Origin of the sequence: Flavivirga eckloniae, from assembly GCF_002886045.1 — a bacterium.
Taxonomy (GTDB): domain Bacteria; phylum Bacteroidota; class Bacteroidia; order Flavobacteriales; family Flavobacteriaceae; genus Flavivirga; species Flavivirga eckloniae.
Genome location: NZ_CP025791.1, coordinates 2,141,376 through 2,159,368 on the forward strand (window position 1 = coordinate 2,141,376; position 17,993 = coordinate 2,159,368).

At 34.8% G+C, this 17,993-nt stretch carries 11 protein-coding genes; 4 read left to right on the forward strand and 7 right to left on the reverse strand.

Annotated elements, in window-relative coordinates:
• Positions 1 to 82 precede the first annotated feature (82 nt).
• A complete protein-coding gene (gene fabD, locus C1H87_RS08840) occupies positions 83 to 979 on the forward strand; it encodes an ACP S-malonyltransferase (RefSeq protein ID WP_102755453.1) in 897 nt (298 codons plus the stop codon).
• Complete coding sequence (lspA, locus tag C1H87_RS08845) at positions 980 to 1,501, forward strand: signal peptidase II (protein WP_102755454.1); 522 nt, start codon at positions 980 to 982, stop codon at positions 1,499 to 1,501.
• 72 nt (positions 1,502 to 1,573) lie between these two features.
• On the opposite strand, the gene C1H87_RS08850 is transcribed toward lspA, so the two are convergent.
• The 6 genes from C1H87_RS08850 to C1H87_RS08875 form a co-directional block, all read right to left on the reverse strand.
• Positions 1,574 to 2,854 (reverse strand): metal-dependent hydrolase family protein, encoded by a 1,281-nt coding sequence (locus tag C1H87_RS08850; RefSeq protein WP_102755455.1) that lies wholly within the window; start codon positions 2,852 to 2,854, stop codon positions 1,574 to 1,576.
• 250 nt (positions 2,855 to 3,104) lie between these two features.
• Positions 3,105 to 4,577, reverse strand: coding sequence for a RagB/SusD family nutrient uptake outer membrane protein (locus tag C1H87_RS08855; protein WP_102755456.1), 1,473 nt, complete (start codon positions 4,575 to 4,577; stop codon positions 3,105 to 3,107).
• 17 nt (positions 4,578 to 4,594) lie between these two features.
• Positions 4,595 to 7,714, reverse strand: a complete 3,120-nt coding sequence (locus tag C1H87_RS08860; protein ID WP_102755457.1) for a SusC/RagA family TonB-linked outer membrane protein — start codon at positions 7,712 to 7,714, stop codon at positions 4,595 to 4,597.
• Positions 7,715 to 7,968: 254 nt separating this feature from the next.
• Positions 7,969 to 9,510, reverse strand: coding sequence for a helix-turn-helix domain-containing protein (locus C1H87_RS08865; RefSeq protein WP_102755458.1), 1,542 nt, complete (start codon positions 9,508 to 9,510; stop codon positions 7,969 to 7,971).
• Between the two features lie 219 nt (positions 9,511 to 9,729).
• Complete coding sequence (gene galE, locus C1H87_RS08870; protein WP_102755459.1) at positions 9,730 to 10,755, reverse strand: UDP-glucose 4-epimerase GalE; 1,026 nt, start codon at positions 10,753 to 10,755, stop codon at positions 9,730 to 9,732.
• Positions 10,748 to 11,905 carry a DegT/DnrJ/EryC1/StrS family aminotransferase gene (locus C1H87_RS08875; protein ID WP_102755460.1) on the reverse strand — a complete coding sequence of 386 codons (1,158 nt, stop codon included), beginning with the start codon at positions 11,903 to 11,905 and terminating at the stop codon, positions 10,748 to 10,750. Before C1H87_RS08875 ends, galE begins: the two co-directional genes overlap by 8 nt.
• A gap of 165 nt (positions 11,906 to 12,070) precedes the next feature.
• Here C1H87_RS08875 and C1H87_RS08880 point away from each other — a divergent pair, with 165 nt between their 5' ends.
• Positions 12,071 to 13,306, forward strand: a complete 1,236-nt coding sequence (locus C1H87_RS08880) for a 3-deoxy-D-manno-octulosonic acid transferase (RefSeq protein WP_102755461.1) — start codon at positions 12,071 to 12,073, stop codon at positions 13,304 to 13,306.
• A 122-nt stretch (positions 13,307 to 13,428) separates the two neighbouring features.
• Positions 13,429 to 13,749, forward strand: coding sequence for a hypothetical protein (locus tag C1H87_RS08885; RefSeq protein WP_102755462.1), 321 nt, complete (start codon positions 13,429 to 13,431; stop codon positions 13,747 to 13,749).
• Positions 13,750 to 14,641: 892 nt separating this feature from the next.
• On the opposite strand, the gene C1H87_RS08890 is transcribed toward C1H87_RS08885, so the two are convergent.
• Complete coding sequence (locus C1H87_RS08890) at positions 14,642 to 17,980, reverse strand: VCBS repeat-containing protein (RefSeq protein WP_102755463.1); 3,339 nt, start codon at positions 17,978 to 17,980, stop codon at positions 14,642 to 14,644.
• Positions 17,981 to 17,993: the final 13 nt, after the last annotated feature.

Below are 17,993 nucleotides of genomic sequence, written 5' to 3' on the forward strand. Positions count from 1 at the left end.
CTATTCTAAAAGCGAAGCGATCTTTAGTCTTTAAAGATTTTATTTATACTTTTGCAGCACGAAAAACGATAATTACCAACACATGAAAGCATACATATTTCCAGGTCAAGGCGCTCAATTTTCAGGAATGGGTTTAGACCTTTATGAAAATTCACCCTTAGCTCAAGAATTATTTGAAAAAGCTAATGATATTCTTGGTTTCCCTATTACAGATACTATGTTTGAGGGCTCTGCCGAAGATCTTAAAGAAACTAAAGTAACACAGCCTGCAATATTTTTGCACTCGGTTATTTTAGCAAAAACTTTAGGAGATTCTTTTAAACCGGAAATGGTTGCCGGACACTCACTGGGAGAGTTTTCTGCCTTAGTAGCTAATGGTGCTTTAAATTTTGAAGATGGCTTAAAGTTAGTATCTCAACGTGCCATGGCCATGCAAAAAGCTTGCGAATTACAACCAAGTACAATGGCTGCTGTTTTAGGTTTGGATGATGAGATTGTTGAGAAGGTATGTAACGTAACCGATGGTATTGTTGTAGCTGCAAACTATAACTGCCCGGGTCAGTTAGTAATTTCTGGAGAAATTGAAGCGATTGATAAAGCATGTCAATCGTTAAAAGATGCTGGTGCACGTCGTGCATTGGTACTACCAGTTGGCGGTGCTTTTCATTCACCATTAATGGAGCCTGCTCGCGAAGAGTTGGCAGCGGCAATAGAAAACACAACATTTAATAAACCCAACTGTCCCATTTATCAAAATGTAACAGCCAATGCTGTTGTTGATGAGACTGCTATAAAAGCGAATTTAATTTCTCAATTAACAGCGCCTGTACGTTGGACACAGTCAGTACAACAAATGATTGCAGATGGTGCCACATTATTTACCGAAGTTGGACCTGGTAAAGTATTACAAGGATTAGTAAAGAAGATTAATAGAGCTTCAGAAACAACTTCTGCGACTTTTGAAACTAATAACGACTAAATGAAATTATCAAAACGATCCATTTACATTTTAGTGGTTATCATTCTAACAATTGCTGTCGATCAAGTATCGAAAGTAATTGTTAGAACTCATATTGAAGCGCGAACGGAAATAAATCCCGGAGAACGCATTTCTTTAATAGGCGATGCTTTCTTAATGATGAATGTTGAAAATACTGGTGCTTTTTTAGGTATGGGTAGTGACTTAGGACCAACTCTTAGAATTATCTTATTACTTATTTTACCTGTTTTAGTACTCGGTTTTGTATTAGTTCATGTTTTTAAAAACAAAGCTTTAGATAATTTATCTCTTTTTGCTTTTGCTAGTATTATAGGAGGCGGTTTTGCTAATGTGTACGATCGTATTGTATATGGTTCGGTCACCGATTTCTTGTTTATCGATTTAGGAGGTGTTTTTAGAACGGGTATTTTTAACATGGCTGACCTTTCGGTAACTACCGGAATGATCATTTTAGTTATGACTAGTTTTAAAAAGAAAAAACCTTTAGATTCAGATACTTAAAAAGAGTAAAAGCTATTAATTAACACCTTAGATTTGTCATTCCTACGATATGTGCCGCAGGAATGGCAATAATTATTCTTTATAAACTTTCCCTTCTTTCATAACAAAAACCACCTGTTCCATTGTTGAAATATGTTGAGTAGGGTCATCGTTGGTTGCAACTATGTCTGCAATAAACCCTGCTTTAATTTGTCCAATTTTATCGTCCATTTCTAAAATTTTGGCATTGGTAATCGTAGCACTCTGTATCGTTTCCATCGCTGGCATACCAGCTTCAACCATAAAACCAAACTCTTTGGCATTTTCACCATGCTTAAATACTCCCGCATCAGTTCCAAAAGCAATACCAACTCCTTTTTTGTAAGCTTTAGCAAATGTTTTTTGAATCTGTGGTCCTATAGCTAATGCTTTAGGAACAACAATTTCTGGGTAGAAACCTTTTATTTTGGCTTTTCCTTCAACTTCTTTTCCCGCTGTTATGGTTGGCACATAATACGCATCATACTTTTTCATTAGTTCCATAGTTTCTTCGCTCATTAAAGTACCATGTTCCACCGTTTTTATACCTCCTATTATCGCTCTTTGTATCCCTTCATCACCATGAGCATGAGCTGCGACATGCATGCCATAATCTTTCGCTGTTTCACAAATAGCTTTTACTTCTTCAAGCGTAAATTGCGGGTTCGAGCCGCTTTTCGCTACACTTAAAACACCACCGGTAGCAGTTATCTTAATACAATCTGCTCCATTTTTATAACGTTGTCTTACAGCTTTTTTTGCATCTTCTATACTATTAACAACACCTTCTTTTGGCCCTGGGTTACCGATGAGTTCTTTACGGTTTCCGTTCGTAGGATCTGCATGTCCTCCCGTACTTGCCAAAGCTTTTCCTGCAGTAAATATTCTAGGCCCAACAACTTTTCCTGAGTTAATCGCATTTCTAAGGGAAATATTAACCCCAGATCCTCCTAAATCCCTAACTGTGGTAAAACCGGCATCTAGAGTTACCTTGGCAAATCGAAGCGAGTTAAAAGCAACATCGGCATCGTTTAATGTATATTTCTGTATATATCGTTTCGGATTGGTTTCATGCTCAATATGCACATGCATATCGATAAGCCCGGGCATAACCGTTTTTGTTTTTAGATCTATAATAACATCGTCAGAATTTTGTCCTGACACATAACCTGTTTCAACAGATACGATTTTATCTTTTAAAACAACAACCGTCATTTCCGTTAAAACCTTACCTTTTTGGGTGTCAATAAGTTTTCCGCAATGTAAATATGTGTTTTGGGAAATGCCACTTAAAGAAAGTGATAAAAGAAGAACTATAAGACTAATTTTTTTCATATCGAGGATTTAGAGTTGCTTGTCTCTAAATATACAATTTCTGAATAAATTATGCTTATAACTCTCCTTCTCATTTTAAATAGAAGAAGTAGCCTATTGAAAATTAAACGAAAATGCCCAAAAAGTATAGTTACTGTTCGTTTTTTGAGATTTCACCCATTAAAACTATTGAGCGAGTTAGTTTTCATTTTAAAATGACACTTTCCAGACATTCTCGTTTTTAACTAAAATATAATTAAGCTTCTATTAATTATTGGTTTAAGCTTTGATCCATATTAGGATTAGCATCTATTTCTGATTGTGGAATGTTTAAATAAAACAACTCACTATCTGCAGGAACATTAACAACAACTCTATGTTCTGGGTCTCTATTTATAGGTCGTCTTAATCTTTTGGCATCAAACCATTCTACTCCTATTTCCCCATACAGTTCCTTACGTCTTTCTAATAAGATTTCATCCAAGAGCGCTCCACCAGAATTAGTAGATAATGTGGCGTCAGGATCCCTTTCTTTTTGTAACGCAAAAAGTAAATCTCTAGCTTCTGGTTCATTACCCATATTATATTGGGCTTCTGCATCGATTAATACCATTTCGGATTTTCGCATTAATGGTACATCAGATCCAAATGTAAATACGAACTTCGTTGTTACAAATTCCCTATAAGGTGTTGAGGAATTATAAATATCCTCAAATAATTTTCTAACATCGGTATCGGAAAAGGTATCCACAAAATTTGTATTCGCATAAGTAGCTTGAAACGACAATGCCAAATGATCTGTAAAAACATGAGGAGCCATCCAAAAGAAATTAGTTTCATTGGAACCATCTTGAAAATGCCCCCAAAGCCAGTCTTGGTCTGCTAAATCATCAAAACCTTCATCCCAGTTTGTAGATACTACGGCAGTAGCCGCATTGCCTCCGTATGCTGCTCTTGCTGCCGATGATGCTAATGTCCAATCGTCTTGAGTTACTAACAATACTCGTGCTAAAATTCCGTTAGCCACCGATTTGTTAATATAGCTTTTACCAAGTCGATCTTCTGATAAGTCCGCAACGGCATCTTTTAAATCTGATAAAATCAAATCGTAAACATCCGTTAACGGACTTGGAGGGTTCCCTATTGAATTCACTGTTGCCGGCTCTGTATAAAGAGGGATTCTAGCAACAGATCTGTCATTATTATAATTAGGCGCAAATTCAAGAGCCAATTGAAAATAGTGAAAGGCTCTTATGGCTTTAGCCACAGCGGTAAACTCTTTTTTGGTTGCATCATCTAAATCTGTACTCTCCTTAAGACCGTTAATTAATACGTTAGCGTAGTTAATAATCTCGTAGTTAAACGTCCAGGTAAAACGCGTTCTTCTAAAAGTTGCCCCTCTATTTTCATGAGAATAGTCGAATAAAAACCATGATGGTGCCTGAATTAAATCGTTACCTTTAATTGTTCTTGCAAAATACATAGCATACAATCCGCCAGTATCCGGATCGGATACATTTCCTCCGGGAAGGTCATCGTCTGTTAAATCGTCATCCCATTGTCCTTTGTATCTATCGTAAATTCCAGTTACAAACGCCTGAACAATATCTCTATCTGAAAAAACTACTGCTTCTGGAAGCCCACTGTTTTTGGGCTCATCTAAGAACTCCTTTGAGCAACCAGATAAAAAAGCAACTATTACAACTAATAGGAACTTTATATGTAATGTATTATATATTTTCATTTTGTTATTTTTTTGATTTAAAATTCTAAAAGAATCCCAGAGGTAATGGTTTTTGATAATGGTGATCTATTATTGGAAACTCCATTAAATGCTTGTTCTGGATCAATCCCCTTATGCGATTGCCAAGTAAAAATATTATCTGCTTGCAAAAAGAATCGCAACTTGCTTAGTCCTACTCTATCGATAGTTGATTGTGGAAGATTATAACCAAACGTTAAACTTTTTAGCCTTACATAATCATTCTTAAACAGGAATCTTGTAGAACGGGCTGAATGGTCATTATTACTAGCTAAGAGCAATGGAAAATCGCTAATGTCTCCCGGATTTTTCCATGCACTAAAATTATCTGGATGCGCACTTCCTCCTGGACTTTCAAAAGGGTTTATTAGCGCAGCATAATCGTTATCCAGCAAATACGATCCGAAGCTAAAATTGAACAATACATTCAGGTCGAACTGCTTATATCTAACAAAAGAAGTAAACCCACCTTCTATATCTGGCAAGGCTGTTTTACCTTGGTCATACCTTGTTGCATCATCATAATCTTTTGTTGTTACTTTATCAACAACATTACCATTTGTATCTATTACATCCATGTACCACATACCGCGACCATCTGCAGCATCTACACCTGCCCATTCCCGAATGTAGAAATCGAAAATGGAGCCTCCTACTACATAACGCTTAGATCCGCTTAAGATCTCATCTTGTGGCAGTTTGACCCACTCATTTTTGTTTAATGCAAAATTGATTCCCGTAGTCCAGGTAAAATCATCTGAGTTAAAATTAATGGAACGCAAGGATGCTTCCCACCCAAAGTTCTTAATAGACCCAATGTTTGTTATCACTTTGTTAACTCCCAACGAACGTGGAAGCGGTTTATCCATAATAAGGTCTACCGACTCTTTATTATAATATTCTAAAGTTCCAGAAATAATACCATTAAACAATTCGAAATCTGCTCCAATATTCAAGGATTCTACTTTTTCCCATCTTAAATTTTCGTCAGACACACCCTCTAATATAATCCCTGGGTTACTCTCGTTAACGAAACCTGTTCTAAATACAGATTGATATGGAAAAAGGCTTGTTGTTCTATTATTTCCTAATTCACCATAAGATGCTCTAAGTTTTAAAAATGTAAGTGTGCTATTTTCGCTTAAAAAATGCTCTTTCGACACAACCCAACTGGCACCTCCTGCTAAGAAATTACCCCACCTTTTATCTTTATTAAAACGTGTGGATCCGTCTCTTCTTAATGAAAACTCCGCATAGTACTTTTCATCAAAATTATAGTTAACCCTACCTAGGTAACTATTAATTCTTGATGTAATAATATTACCCCCAACTGCTTCTGGTGTTGTGCTTCCGTCAAGATTATCTACGCCTGGCAAAAGACCCGTACCTTGCGATAGTAAATTGTCTTGTGTGTTTGTATAAGCTTCTGTTATGAGGTCAACAGATATATTGTTTGCTCCAAAACTGTTTTTATAGTTTAAGGATTGAATAGCATTTAAGGTTGTTATCAAGTTTCTAATTTGTGATACACGACCACTTACCTCTGCTGCTGCACCTATTTTGTCGTCATCGAAACTAAAAGAATCAAACATAAAGTTTTCATAACTCAATCGTGTTTTAAATGTTAGCCCATCATAAATCTTTACTTCGGCAAAAAGATTAGCCAAATAATTGGTTCTTACTCGCCTTTCTTTTCCTAAAGTTAAACTGGCTAAAATATTTTCGCCATTAAAAACTGGTCTAGTACTGTTTACTGGTTGCCCACTAACCAGCCCATTTCCTAAATCGAAAATACGGTTTCCTGAAACATCTCTAATTAAATCACCATTGGCATCACGTGCGTATATTGGATAAATGCTGGATAAACCATAAATCCAGGTAATGGCTTGTGTTGTACTTCCGCTGGTTTGATCTGGATTATTGGAACTAGAACGTGAAAAACTAGTATTAAGCCCCACTTTAAACCAATCGTTTATTTCCGTTTCCAGATTTAGCCTTGAGGCTACTCTTTCAAAATTGGAAGGAATAACTGGACCATCTTCATTTAAATAATCCAAAGACATAAAATATTTAGTTCTTTCGCTCCCTCCAGATAAGCTAATATTATGATTTACCCTAAGATAATCCTCTCTAATAACTTCCTTTTCCCAATTGGAATCCCATAATAAATTTGCGCCTTGCACCAAATTACCATTGGCATCTATTGGGTTGGCTACACTGTATGGATTATACCCCAAATAATCAATTAGTTCATTTGTTGCACTTTGTGCTGCATCTGTCGCGGTTTGTCCGCCTTCATATTGATTGGTATTCTTTAATGCTTGCCAAGTTAGTTTTAAGTAGCCTTCTGGTCCTGCTAAATCGTGAATTCCTATCGTTGGGTTAGACAATCCGATTTGTGATCGTAAAGTTATTTTTGGAGCGGAACCTCTACGCCCACTTTTTGTTGTAATTAATATAACACCTCCTGCAGCACGCGATCCGTATAACGCTGACGAGGATGCATCTTTTAAGACCGAAACCGTTTCGATTTGGTCTTGACTTATCGAATTAAGGTTTCCATTAAACGGAGCGCCATCTACAACAATTAGAGGCCCTCGTTCTAAACTTTGACTGGATACTCCTCTAATCCTAATTGTTGGGTTACTTCCTGGCTGACCGCCATCTGTTAATAAGCTCAACCCCGGCACGGCACCTTGTAATGCCCTTAAAGGAGAGGTTACCTGCTGGGTCTCTATTGTGGCGCTTGAAACAACCCCAACAGATCCAACTATAGATTCTCTTGTTTGTGAACCATAGGCAACTACCACGACTTCTTCAAGAGCGGTTTCATCTTCTTGTAAAATAACATCAATTGTATTGGATTGCCCAACAACAATTTCTTCACTTTTGTACCCTACAAAGCTAAACACAAGGGTTTGACCTTGATTTACTTTTATTGAATAATTTCCGTCGAAATCTGCCGAAGTACCAATAGTAGTGTTTTTAATAAGAACGGTTGATCCGGGTAGTGGTAATTTATTTCTGTCCGCAACCTTACCAGAAATAGTTTTTTCTTGTGCAAATGATGTTATTGCAACAAACATCATGAGCATCAAATAGTAATTTCTTACTGCCATAAAGTATATTTTTTTGAGTTAGTCTGTGCAGATTGATAATAAGGAAGGCAGTAAAGAGTTTTTTTCAAGTGACTAATTCAAAAAAATTATACTCTACCAGTGACATTTAAAGCTTAGAAGAATCTAAAATATTTTAAGTAAAGTGCTTTACCACCTTACCTTATACAATTGCATGTGTAAAAAAAAGGATAAAGTCATTATTTAGCGGTAATTCCTATAATACCTTACCTTACCGAAGATTGCTTACCTCATATTTACTTGTACAACCCTTTTTTGATCTGCATATTTATAAACTCTGAAGGTGTAAGGGATGTTTCTTTTTTAAAGGCTTTATTAAAAGTGACCTTATTATTATAGCCAACTTCATAGGCTATATCTATAATGTTAAGACTGCCATGAATATCTTCCTTAAGAATACGAATGGCCTCCTGAATTCTAAACTTATTTATGAGTTCGAAAAAGTTTATATTAAAATGTTCGTTTATTATTTGGGATGTATTATGCCTTGTAGTATTTAGTCTTTTAGACAGTTCTTCTAGATTTATATTATTTTCTTTAAATACCTTATCTTCTACAAATAGCCTGATTAAATTTCCTTTAAGTTCTTCCGATAAGGCATTTGTAAGTCCAGATTTCTGATATTTTTCTAAAGGGGGTATTGTGTTTTCTGATGTACCGACTGAATAGCTCTTAAAAATTTCGGGCTGAACATATGCCATATAGGCTAGATAAATAACCATAACAGACATAATACTTACTTGTATATAATTAATGAAGTAAGGAAAAGAAAGCATTAATCCGCTTACAGGCAAACCATAAATGATATATGAAACTAGATAAATAACATGTATGGCGTAAATGGTTTTCTTCCACCTATTAACGGGTTTTTTACCTTTTATAGAATCCTCTTCTTTTCTACGCGAATAATGAAACTTTCCAATTAAAATAGCATATATAAAAAGTGACACCACTTTTGAAATAAATATGACATACCTATTTATATTATATGAATTATTTATTTCCAGCATAATTTCAATTTTATCGTTGGATGAAAGCGAATACATTGGAAATAAATACACAATTAAAATAAGAGTTGGTAGAAAATGTAATAAGTCAATAGTCCGAAACTTAAAATTATAAGTAACGCTTTTAAAATACAAATACAAGAACGGTCCATATAAAAGTGCCGTCAATGCGGCTATTAAGTATGTATGGGGCAGCCTATACTGAATATTAGAGATGTACAAAACAAACTCCAGAATAAATAAAGAGTGTACGCCTACAAAACCACTAATGAATAGTTTGGCACACCTATTTGCCTTTTTAGAAAAATTAATAATTACGGTAAAAAAGAAACCAATTAAAGCAACATATAAGAATATGAATGAAATCCAGTCAATTTGCAACATGTAATTCTCAGATAGTTCTTTATGCGCTTCAGAGCCCCTAATAACATTATATGCCTCACTATTCAGGATGGAAAAATCTAATGTATTTTTAATATACTTTTCGGTATAAATGAGTGCGTCTTCCGGTTGACCAAGATCGGCATTAAGTATGGCTAACTTTTTAAATATATTGACTGAATCTGCTGGTTTCTTTTCTTTTAAAGCGTCATTATAAAGCACCAACAGCTCCAACTGAGTCATATCGTTTCTGATACTTTGCTGTTCAATCAAGCTATCTACCTGAATATTAAATATAGGGATCGTTTTTACTTTTGGGGTGGCGACTAATTTGTTGGATACAACAAATAAGCATATAACAAACAATAGTGTTCTTGATTTGAATGACATTGGTTGGATAATTGAGAGCGATTACAACACTTTTTAAACGGACAAATTTATTGCAAATATGAAAATATGAATAAAGGCGCTCATAATTCTTAAAAAAAACTTAAAATGGTAATCCCCGATAATAATATACCTTTTAGTGCAAGAAAGACACAACAAGTTGTAAACAAAAAAGGCTGCTAAATGTATAGCAGCCTTTTATATATTTTATAGCATTATTTACTATTTATTTGCTCTAACTTTTTGCTCCCATAACCATGCCGAACGCATAGCATCATCTAAGCTTAATTCGGTTTTCCAACCTAATACATCATTAGCTTTGTTCGTATCTGCATAAGCCGAAATAATATCACCTTCTCTTCTACCAACAATTTTATAATTTAGTTTTTCTCCAGAAACGCGTTCGAAAGATTTAACAACTTCGAGTACTGAACTTCCTTTTCCGGTTCCTAAATTAAATGTTTCGTAACTCGATTCATTTTTATTTTGTAACAAGCGCCCTAAAGCAACTACGTGTGCCTTTGCTAAATCCACCACATGGATATAATCTCGAACACAGGTACCATCTGTTGTTGGATAATCATCTCCAAAAACAGATAGTTCTTCGCGTAATCCAATCGCGGTTTGAGTTATAAAAGGAACTAAATTTTGAGGTACACCAATAGGTAATTCTCCTATCATAGTAGATTCATGTGCTCCAACAGGATTAAAATAACGCAATGCTATAGCTTGTATACTTGGAACTGCTTTACAGGTATCTCTAATAATTTCCTCACCTATCTGCTTTGTGTTTCCATAAGGAGATTCGGCCTGTTTTACTGGCGCACTTTCTGTTATTGGCAATTCGTCTGCCTGTCCGTAAACAGTACAAGATGAACTAAAGATAAAACTTGACGATGGTAACTTTTTTAGTTCTTGTAAAATATAAACCAAAGTCCCAATATTGTTTTCGTAGTACAGTAAAGGCTCTTTCACACTCTCACCAACAGCTTTACTCGCAGCAAAATGGATAACACCTTTTACATCATTATGTTCTTTAAAAAAAGCTTCAACTCCTGCTTTATTCTTTAAATCCAGCTTTTCAAAAATTGGCGCTTTTCCTGTTATTGCTTTAATGCCGTCTAAAACCTTGATTGATGAATTAGACAAATCATCAATTATAACAACTTCGTAACCTTCATTTTGTAATTCTACAACTGTATGTGATCCAATAAAACCTAATCCGCCTGTAACTAATATTTTATCCATTTATAAACTTTATAATTGTTGATGTAATATATTCTATTTGTTCATCATCTAATTCAGTGTGCATAGGCAACGAAATCACTTCTTTTACCAATTGATTTGTTATTTTAAAATCATCTTCATTATACCTTTCGTCTTGATATGCTTTCTGGTTGTGAAGCGGAATTGGATAATACACGCCACATGGAATACCACTTTCGTTTAAATGTTTAGCCAACGCATCTCTATCTACACCCTTTATTTTAAGTGTATATTGGTGAAAAACATGACATTGGCAAGACGTATCACAATCCTCAGAACAGGTTGCAGATACTTTTGGCGTTATTACGTTATCAATATTTTTAAATGCTTTATCGTATTTTATTGCTGCAGCTTGCCGTGCTCTATTATAATGGTCTAAATGTGGTAATTTAGCATCTAATACGGCTGCTTGAATGCTATCCAAACGAGAATTCACTCCTACCACATCATGATGGTAACGCTCGTACATTCCGTGGTTAACAATACCTCTAATGGTATGTGCTAAATCGTCATCGTTAGTAAAGATAGCTCCACCATCACCATAACAGCCTAAATTTTTAGATGGGAAAAAAGACGTAGACGCCACATGACCTATGGTTCCTGCTTTAACTTTTCTACCGTCTTTATACGCGTAAGATGCTCCGATAGCTTGTGCATTATCTTCAATTACAAATAGATCGTGTTCTTTTGCAATCTCCATTATAGCTTCCATGTTGGCACATTGACCGAATAAATGAACGGGTACAATAGCTTTAGTTTTTGGAGTGATGGCTTGTTTAATGGCTTCAATATTTATATTGAAATCATCTTCATTAACATCCACCAATACTGGTGTTAACTGTAACAATGCAATCACCTCTACAGTGGCGGCAAAAGTAAAATCGGCTGTAATAACCTCATCTCCTGGTTTTAAACCTAACCCCATCATTGCTATTTGCAATGCATCTGTACCATTGGCACATGGAATAACATGTTTAACTCCTAAATATTGCTCTAAATTCTTTTGAAACTCATGAACCTTAGGTCCGTTTATAAATGCAGTGTTTTCTATAACTTCTTGGATAGAAGTGTTAACGACATCTTTTATGCCGCTATACTGACCTTTGAGGTCAACCATTTGAATTTTTTTCATCTAAAAAAACTTGCAGTCTTTTTTATTACTTTTAAATGAAATAATTGTAAGACTAAATTTACTGAATACCCGTAATGGGTTAACAGCTTACGAAATTACAAAATTCATTCACGCCAACCAATGAATTTGTTCCAAAGAAATGTATTTTAGCGGCAAAGAAAAAAATTGGGTTTTATTTACAACATAGGTATACGTACAGCTCATTTTGGATTAAAGTGTGCGGCTGTTTTTAACGAAAAAATTAAAAAGGGTGTTATTGGTCGTCAAGACACTTTTAAAGTTCTTGAAAATGCATTACACCCAAACGATAAAACCTTATGGTTTCATTGTGCCTCTTTGGGCGAATACGAACAGGGGCTTCCTGTTTTTAAGGAGTTAAGAGCACATTATAAGCAGCATAAAATCGTACTCAGCTTTTTTTCGCCTTCTGGTTTCGAAATTCGAAAAAATTCTCCCATAGCAGATGTTGTGGTTTATTTGCCACTAGACAGTAAACGCAATGCCAAAAAGTTTATAGATATTGTTAATCCAGAGCTTTCCATTTTTGTTAAGTACGACATTTGGCCTAATTTTTTAAATGAATTAAAAAAGCGCTCATTGCGAGCTATTTTAATATCGGCTGCTTTTAGAAAAAACCAATCTTACTTTAAGTTTTATGGCGCCGAATTAAGACGGGCTTTATTTACTTTCGAGCATATTTTTACTCAAAATGACACTTCTAAAACCTTACTACAATCTATAAACTACAATAACGTAACGGTTAGTGGAGATACGCGTTTCGATCGTGTTTCCAGTCAGCTAGAATTAGACAATAGCCTAGATTTTATCGAAACGTTTAAAGACAACAAATTATGTGTAGTTGCTGGTAGTACATGGCCAGAGGGCGACAGTTTACTTATTAACTATATTAATAGCTGTTACCACGAGGATGTAAAGTTTATTATTGCTCCTCATAATATTAAATCTTCTCAAATAAATAGCTTTCAGGACAAGTTGAATACCGAATCGGTATTGTACTCCACAAGGCATGACACACAACTAACCAATGCTCAGGTTTTTATAATTGATACTATTGGTATTCTTACAAAAGTGTACAATTATGCGGATATTGCCTATGTTGGTGGGGCCATGGGTCATACTGGCTTGCATAACACTTTAGAACCTGCTGTATTTGGAGTACCTATTATTATTGGTTCTAATCATGGCAAGTTCCCTGAAGCGAAAGCCATGATAGATCTTAATGGCATGTTCTCTATTTCCAACCAAAAAGAATTTGATCATATTTTAAATGAATTGATCGAAAACAAACAAAAACGTCTGGCTTCTGGAAGGAATAATAGCGATTATATTAAAAAAAATAAAGGTGCTGTCGTCCAAATACTAGATTATCTGCGTATATAAGGTGTTTTATCGGGGTTTTGTTAAAAAAATTAACATAAAATTCTTGGATTTTACTAAAAGTTATTAAATTCGTAATTAGTATTATTTTAATACTCAAATAATTAACACTAAAACAAAGAACAATGAAAAAATTTTTATTAAGTACCGCTTTATTACTAGTACTAGGTTTATCTTTTACTTCTTGTAGAGATACTAAAAAAGCAGAGGATGCTGAAGCTGCAGTAGAAGCTGCTGCTGAAAAAGCTGAAGAAGCTGTAGAAGCTGCTGCTGACAAAGCTGAAGAAGCTGTTGATGCTGCTACTGAAGCTGCTGGTGAGGCAGTAGATAAAGCTGTTGATGCTGCAGGTGAGACTGTAGATAAAGCTGTTGATGCTGCGGGTGAGACTGTAGATAAAGCTGCTGACGCTGTTAAAGACAAAATAAAGAAAGAAGCTGGTCACTAAATACCGCGACAATATCTTTTGAAAACAGAGACTGCTGTAAAGCAGTCTTTTTTTGTTTATGACTGTTTCTTTTGACATGAGCAAATACGCTCAAAAACTTATGAGATGCTTTAATCACTTAAAACTATCTTTAGTTAACGTCGGTTCGACATATTGAATGCTGATAATCAGTTTTTTGATAGATTTTAAAAGATAAAACCTTTACAATTTCGACGAGGGACGAGGAGACATCTCATCATAATGGGATGGCTCGTCGCTCATGCTTCGCTCCCTGCCTGCCTGCAGCCACGTACCCACATCTTTTTAATCAAGCCACGAATTACACAGATTTATACGAATAAAACCTCAATATGATGGATAGCTCTCTATACTATTCATAATCACGAATCAGACTTTCAGTCTGTTTTTACAATTTAAACCCGATTTAATTCTATTATATTTCTGTACTTTAATTTAAGGTGTGTTCGATTTAATAGTTTTGATTTCTAATTAGTTACATTAAAAACAACCCTAAGTTCCCCTCAAGGGGACAATTTTACTGAGTGAGATTCCTCCCTCGAGGGAGGATTAAGGAGGGTGTGTTTAAATACAAAATATTTTATAAGATAACAATCAGTACTTTACAATGAAGTTAAATAACTTCAGTTAAATAGAAACTCACGTTAATTTATTAATAAGTAAATACGAATTACTTATTAGTAAATAATTTATATTTAGAACCATTTGTGATAATTCGTGAAATTAGTGTCTATCTTTGTAAAATTATTATTTGATATGCAGCCATATCTGTGGGTACATCGTAGCTGCCGACAGGCAGGTGTAGACATTACAAATAACTATATTTCAATGTTTTAATTTAGTTTTTTCTGTATGACTTACATCAAACTCACGTTTAGTTAGACATTTTCAGCAAGTGCATGGAGCCATTATTAACTCCTACTAAAACTCCTTTGGCATTTTTACCAAGTTTTATAGGCTTTATATCTTTAACATTCGTAGGCAAAAAGACACCACTTAAAGAAGGCTTTACAGCTTTAAAATCAAATTGTTTATCACCTTCTAATAACGCTCCAATAGAAGCATCGGCACGTGTGGTTTCTATCTCAACATTGAATTTATTTCCTGCAAGTAAAATATCATTAATGCCGTCTTTATTAAAATCGTCTATTTCTATGCTTTGCACTGTAGAATACTGCGCTTCATTTGGAAGCTTTTTTATTTTAAATGAACCACCATTATTAATTAAAAATACTGATTGAAACATATAAACTTCATGTTTCTGCGACGTAAGTGCCTTATCATCCAATATGGATCCTAAATCTGCCTCCGCAAACGCATTATAGGTGGTAAACCTTTTTGATATACCGGGTAATTGTTCTGTAGAACATTCTTTCCCCCGTATTGGAACAATTTTATTTTTATAATCTTTAGCCAAAAAGACATCATTTGTCCCATTTTTATCATAATCTGCAGCAAAAACATAAAATGGTTTTTCTTCGCTGGCCTTGAATTTATAGTTTTCACCAAGGTTTCCTAATACAAAATCCATATCGCCATCTTGATCAATATCTTTTGCTTCTATGGTGTTCCACCATCCATTGGTTTTATTTAAAGCCGGCATATCTTGTTTTACAAAAATCCCTTCTTTTATTTGAAATACACTAATGGGCATCCATTCTCCTACTAATAGCAGCTCATTTTTTGAATCCCCATCAATGTCTTCCCAAGCTGCATCGGTTACCATACCCACAAACTCCAACGCTTTGGCGTGCTGAGTTGTAACATCTACAAAAACTCCTGAATTGTTTTGTAATAAATAACTTTTTGGAGCACTCGTATACCGGTTTGGAACCAATCTACCCCCAACAAAAAGATCCAGATCACCATCAGCGTCATAATCCAACGGTATGACACAACCGCCACTGGAAGTAATCTCTGGTAAATTGTTAGATTTATTAAAATGCCCCTTACCATCATTTAAATACAATCTGTCTTGATATTCAGAAGAATGTTCAGAAAATTCATTTCCCCCACTCACAACGTATAAATCTAAAGAACCATCTCCGTTAGCATCAAAAAATGCAGAAGCTACATCTTCAAAACCTTTATCGTTTAAAAAATCTGTTTGTTTACTTTCTATAAACGTTTCGTTGCTTCTCTGCAAAAAGAGTCTCCCTGCTTGATTTACCGCACCTCCAATATAAAAATCTTCAAACCCATCATTGTTAACATCTGCTACAGATATACATGGCCCCTCGGTTGATAGTTTGTGAGGTAATAATATCTGATTTTTGAAGTCATTAAAATTGTTTTCGGTATGCTTCACTGTATTTCCTAAAAAAGCAGACCTGGTAACATCCTTAAAAACAGGATTGTATTTGTTTCTTGTTTCTTTTATTACTTTGGCTTGCTGATAATCTACAGTTAAAAGTGTATTTGCCTTTACATTGGTTATCAGGTTTATCTTTTTATCTGGCCAAACAACTTTTACTGAATCTATGGTAGTAGTTATTCCCAGACCAAAATGAGCAATAGGATCGACCGAAGACAAATACCCCCTTACATTCTTTAATTCGTGATACTGAATACTATCGTTTTTAAACAAAGTAATTTTCGCTCCTAATCCCAGTGTATTGTACTTTGGTCCTTTTAGTTTTAGTTTTAAAAAACGATTTCCTGATTTCTCAGAATTATTCTTGTAAATAAAAGCGTTATCATTAATATTATTTACAACAAGGTCTAAATCTCCGTCATTATCCAAATCACTAACAGCTGCTCCATTGGAGAAACTAGCGGCCTCCAGTCCCCAATCCTTTCCCTTACTGGAAAACTTTAATCCGCCATTGTTTTTATAAATATAATTAGGGATTTTATTTTCATTAAACAGATTTACAATATGATCGACATTTTCACTTTTAGTACGTTGTCTTTTCAATTCAGAATCCACATATTTCAGAAGTATACTGGTTGCATCTTTGTCAAAAATATCACGTCTAAAACCATTGGAAATAAACAAATCCCGTAATCCGTCGTTATCAAAATCACTACCAATACAAGACCAACTCCAATCGGTCTTATCGATTCCAGCAAACTGGCTTATTTCACTAAAATACCCATTACCATTGTTAACCTGAAGCATATTATGCATATACTGGTAATGATTTCCTGCGTTTAGAATGTAATTATAACCATCTACATTCATAGAAGCCATACTCGTTTTGGCTCGAATATGATCTGGCGATGTCATATCTAATTCTACAATATCTTCGTAACCATCATTATTAAAATCTACAACATCTATGCCCATACCATAAAATGCCACATGATTGGTTATAGATTGAATATTTTGCTCAAAGGTTTTGTTTCCTTTATTTTCAAAAAAGTAATCGCTTTCCAAATAGTCATTTGCAACATAAATATCACTAAAACCATCGTTATTTAAATCGGAAGTTGATAGTCCCAAACCATAAGAATAGGTTTGATTTATTCCAGATTTTTGGCCAACCTCTTTATAAACCCCGTTTATATTTTCGTAAAGCTTATCTCTGTGTAAAGGGTTTTGTTCTTCCCTACCTTTTTTAATATCATCAAACGAAGTAAAAAAATATTTTGGGCGGTTAATTAAATACATGTCGAGATCGTTATCGTTATCCATGTCAAAAAACGAAGCCATCATAGAAAATCCCGAATCTGCTATATTATAATCTTTGGCTTTTTCTGAAAACGTATTATCGCCATTATTAACATAGAGAAGGTTACGGCGCTCTTCATCCGTACCCCGAAAGCCGCCTTTGCAAACGTATATATCTAAAAGATTATCTCCATTAATATCAACCATGACCACTCCATTGTCCCAACCTTCTCCACCTCCAACACCTGCTGAGTCTGTAATATCCTCAAATTGAAAATCACCTTTATTTAAATATAATTTATTTTCAACCTGATTTCCTGTAAAATAAATATCTGAAAGTCCATCATTATTAATGTCTCCTATGGCAACCCCTCCTCCATTATAAGCGTAATTATAAACGATAAAAAAATTACCAGGGCTTTCTTCTATAGCATTATTAAAAGTAATTCCTGTTTCATTTGAGGGTATACTTTCGAATAACGTTTCTTTTTTTACAACAACTGCATCTTGTTTGGTTTGTTCCTTTTTACATCCAAAAAACAGACACAAACTAAAAATGAAAAACCACTTTTTTTTGTAGAGAGAGCATATTGATGACATAGTTAGTATATAT

Excerpts from the sequence above, each read along its gene's own strand:
- fabD (WP_102755453.1), top strand. The coding sequence starts at position 83 with ATGAAAGCATACATATTTCCAGGTCAAGGCGCTCAATTTTCAGGAATG.
- lspA (WP_102755454.1), top strand. The coding sequence starts at position 980 with ATGAAATTATCAAAACGATCCATTTACATTTTAGTGGTTATCATTCTA.
- C1H87_RS08850 (WP_102755455.1), bottom strand. The coding sequence starts at position 2,854 with ATGAAAAAAATTAGTCTTATAGTTCTTCTTTTATCACTTTCTTTAAGT.
- C1H87_RS08855 (WP_102755456.1), bottom strand. The coding sequence starts at position 4,577 with ATGAAAATATATAATACATTACATATAAAGTTCCTATTAGTTGTAATA.
- C1H87_RS08860 (WP_102755457.1), bottom strand. The coding sequence starts at position 7,714 with ATGGCAGTAAGAAATTACTATTTGATGCTCATGATGTTTGTTGCAATA.
- C1H87_RS08865 (WP_102755458.1), bottom strand. The coding sequence starts at position 9,510 with ATGTCATTCAAATCAAGAACACTATTGTTTGTTATATGCTTATTTGTT.
- galE (WP_102755459.1), bottom strand. The coding sequence starts at position 10,755 with ATGGATAAAATATTAGTTACAGGCGGATTAGGTTTTATTGGATCACAT.
- C1H87_RS08875 (WP_102755460.1), bottom strand. The coding sequence starts at position 11,905 with ATGAAAAAAATTCAAATGGTTGACCTCAAAGGTCAGTATAGCGGCATA.
- C1H87_RS08885 (WP_102755462.1), top strand. The coding sequence starts at position 13,429 with ATGAAAAAATTTTTATTAAGTACCGCTTTATTACTAGTACTAGGTTTA.
- C1H87_RS08890 (WP_102755463.1), bottom strand. The coding sequence starts at position 17,980 with ATGTCATCAATATGCTCTCTCTACAAAAAAAAGTGGTTTTTCATTTTT.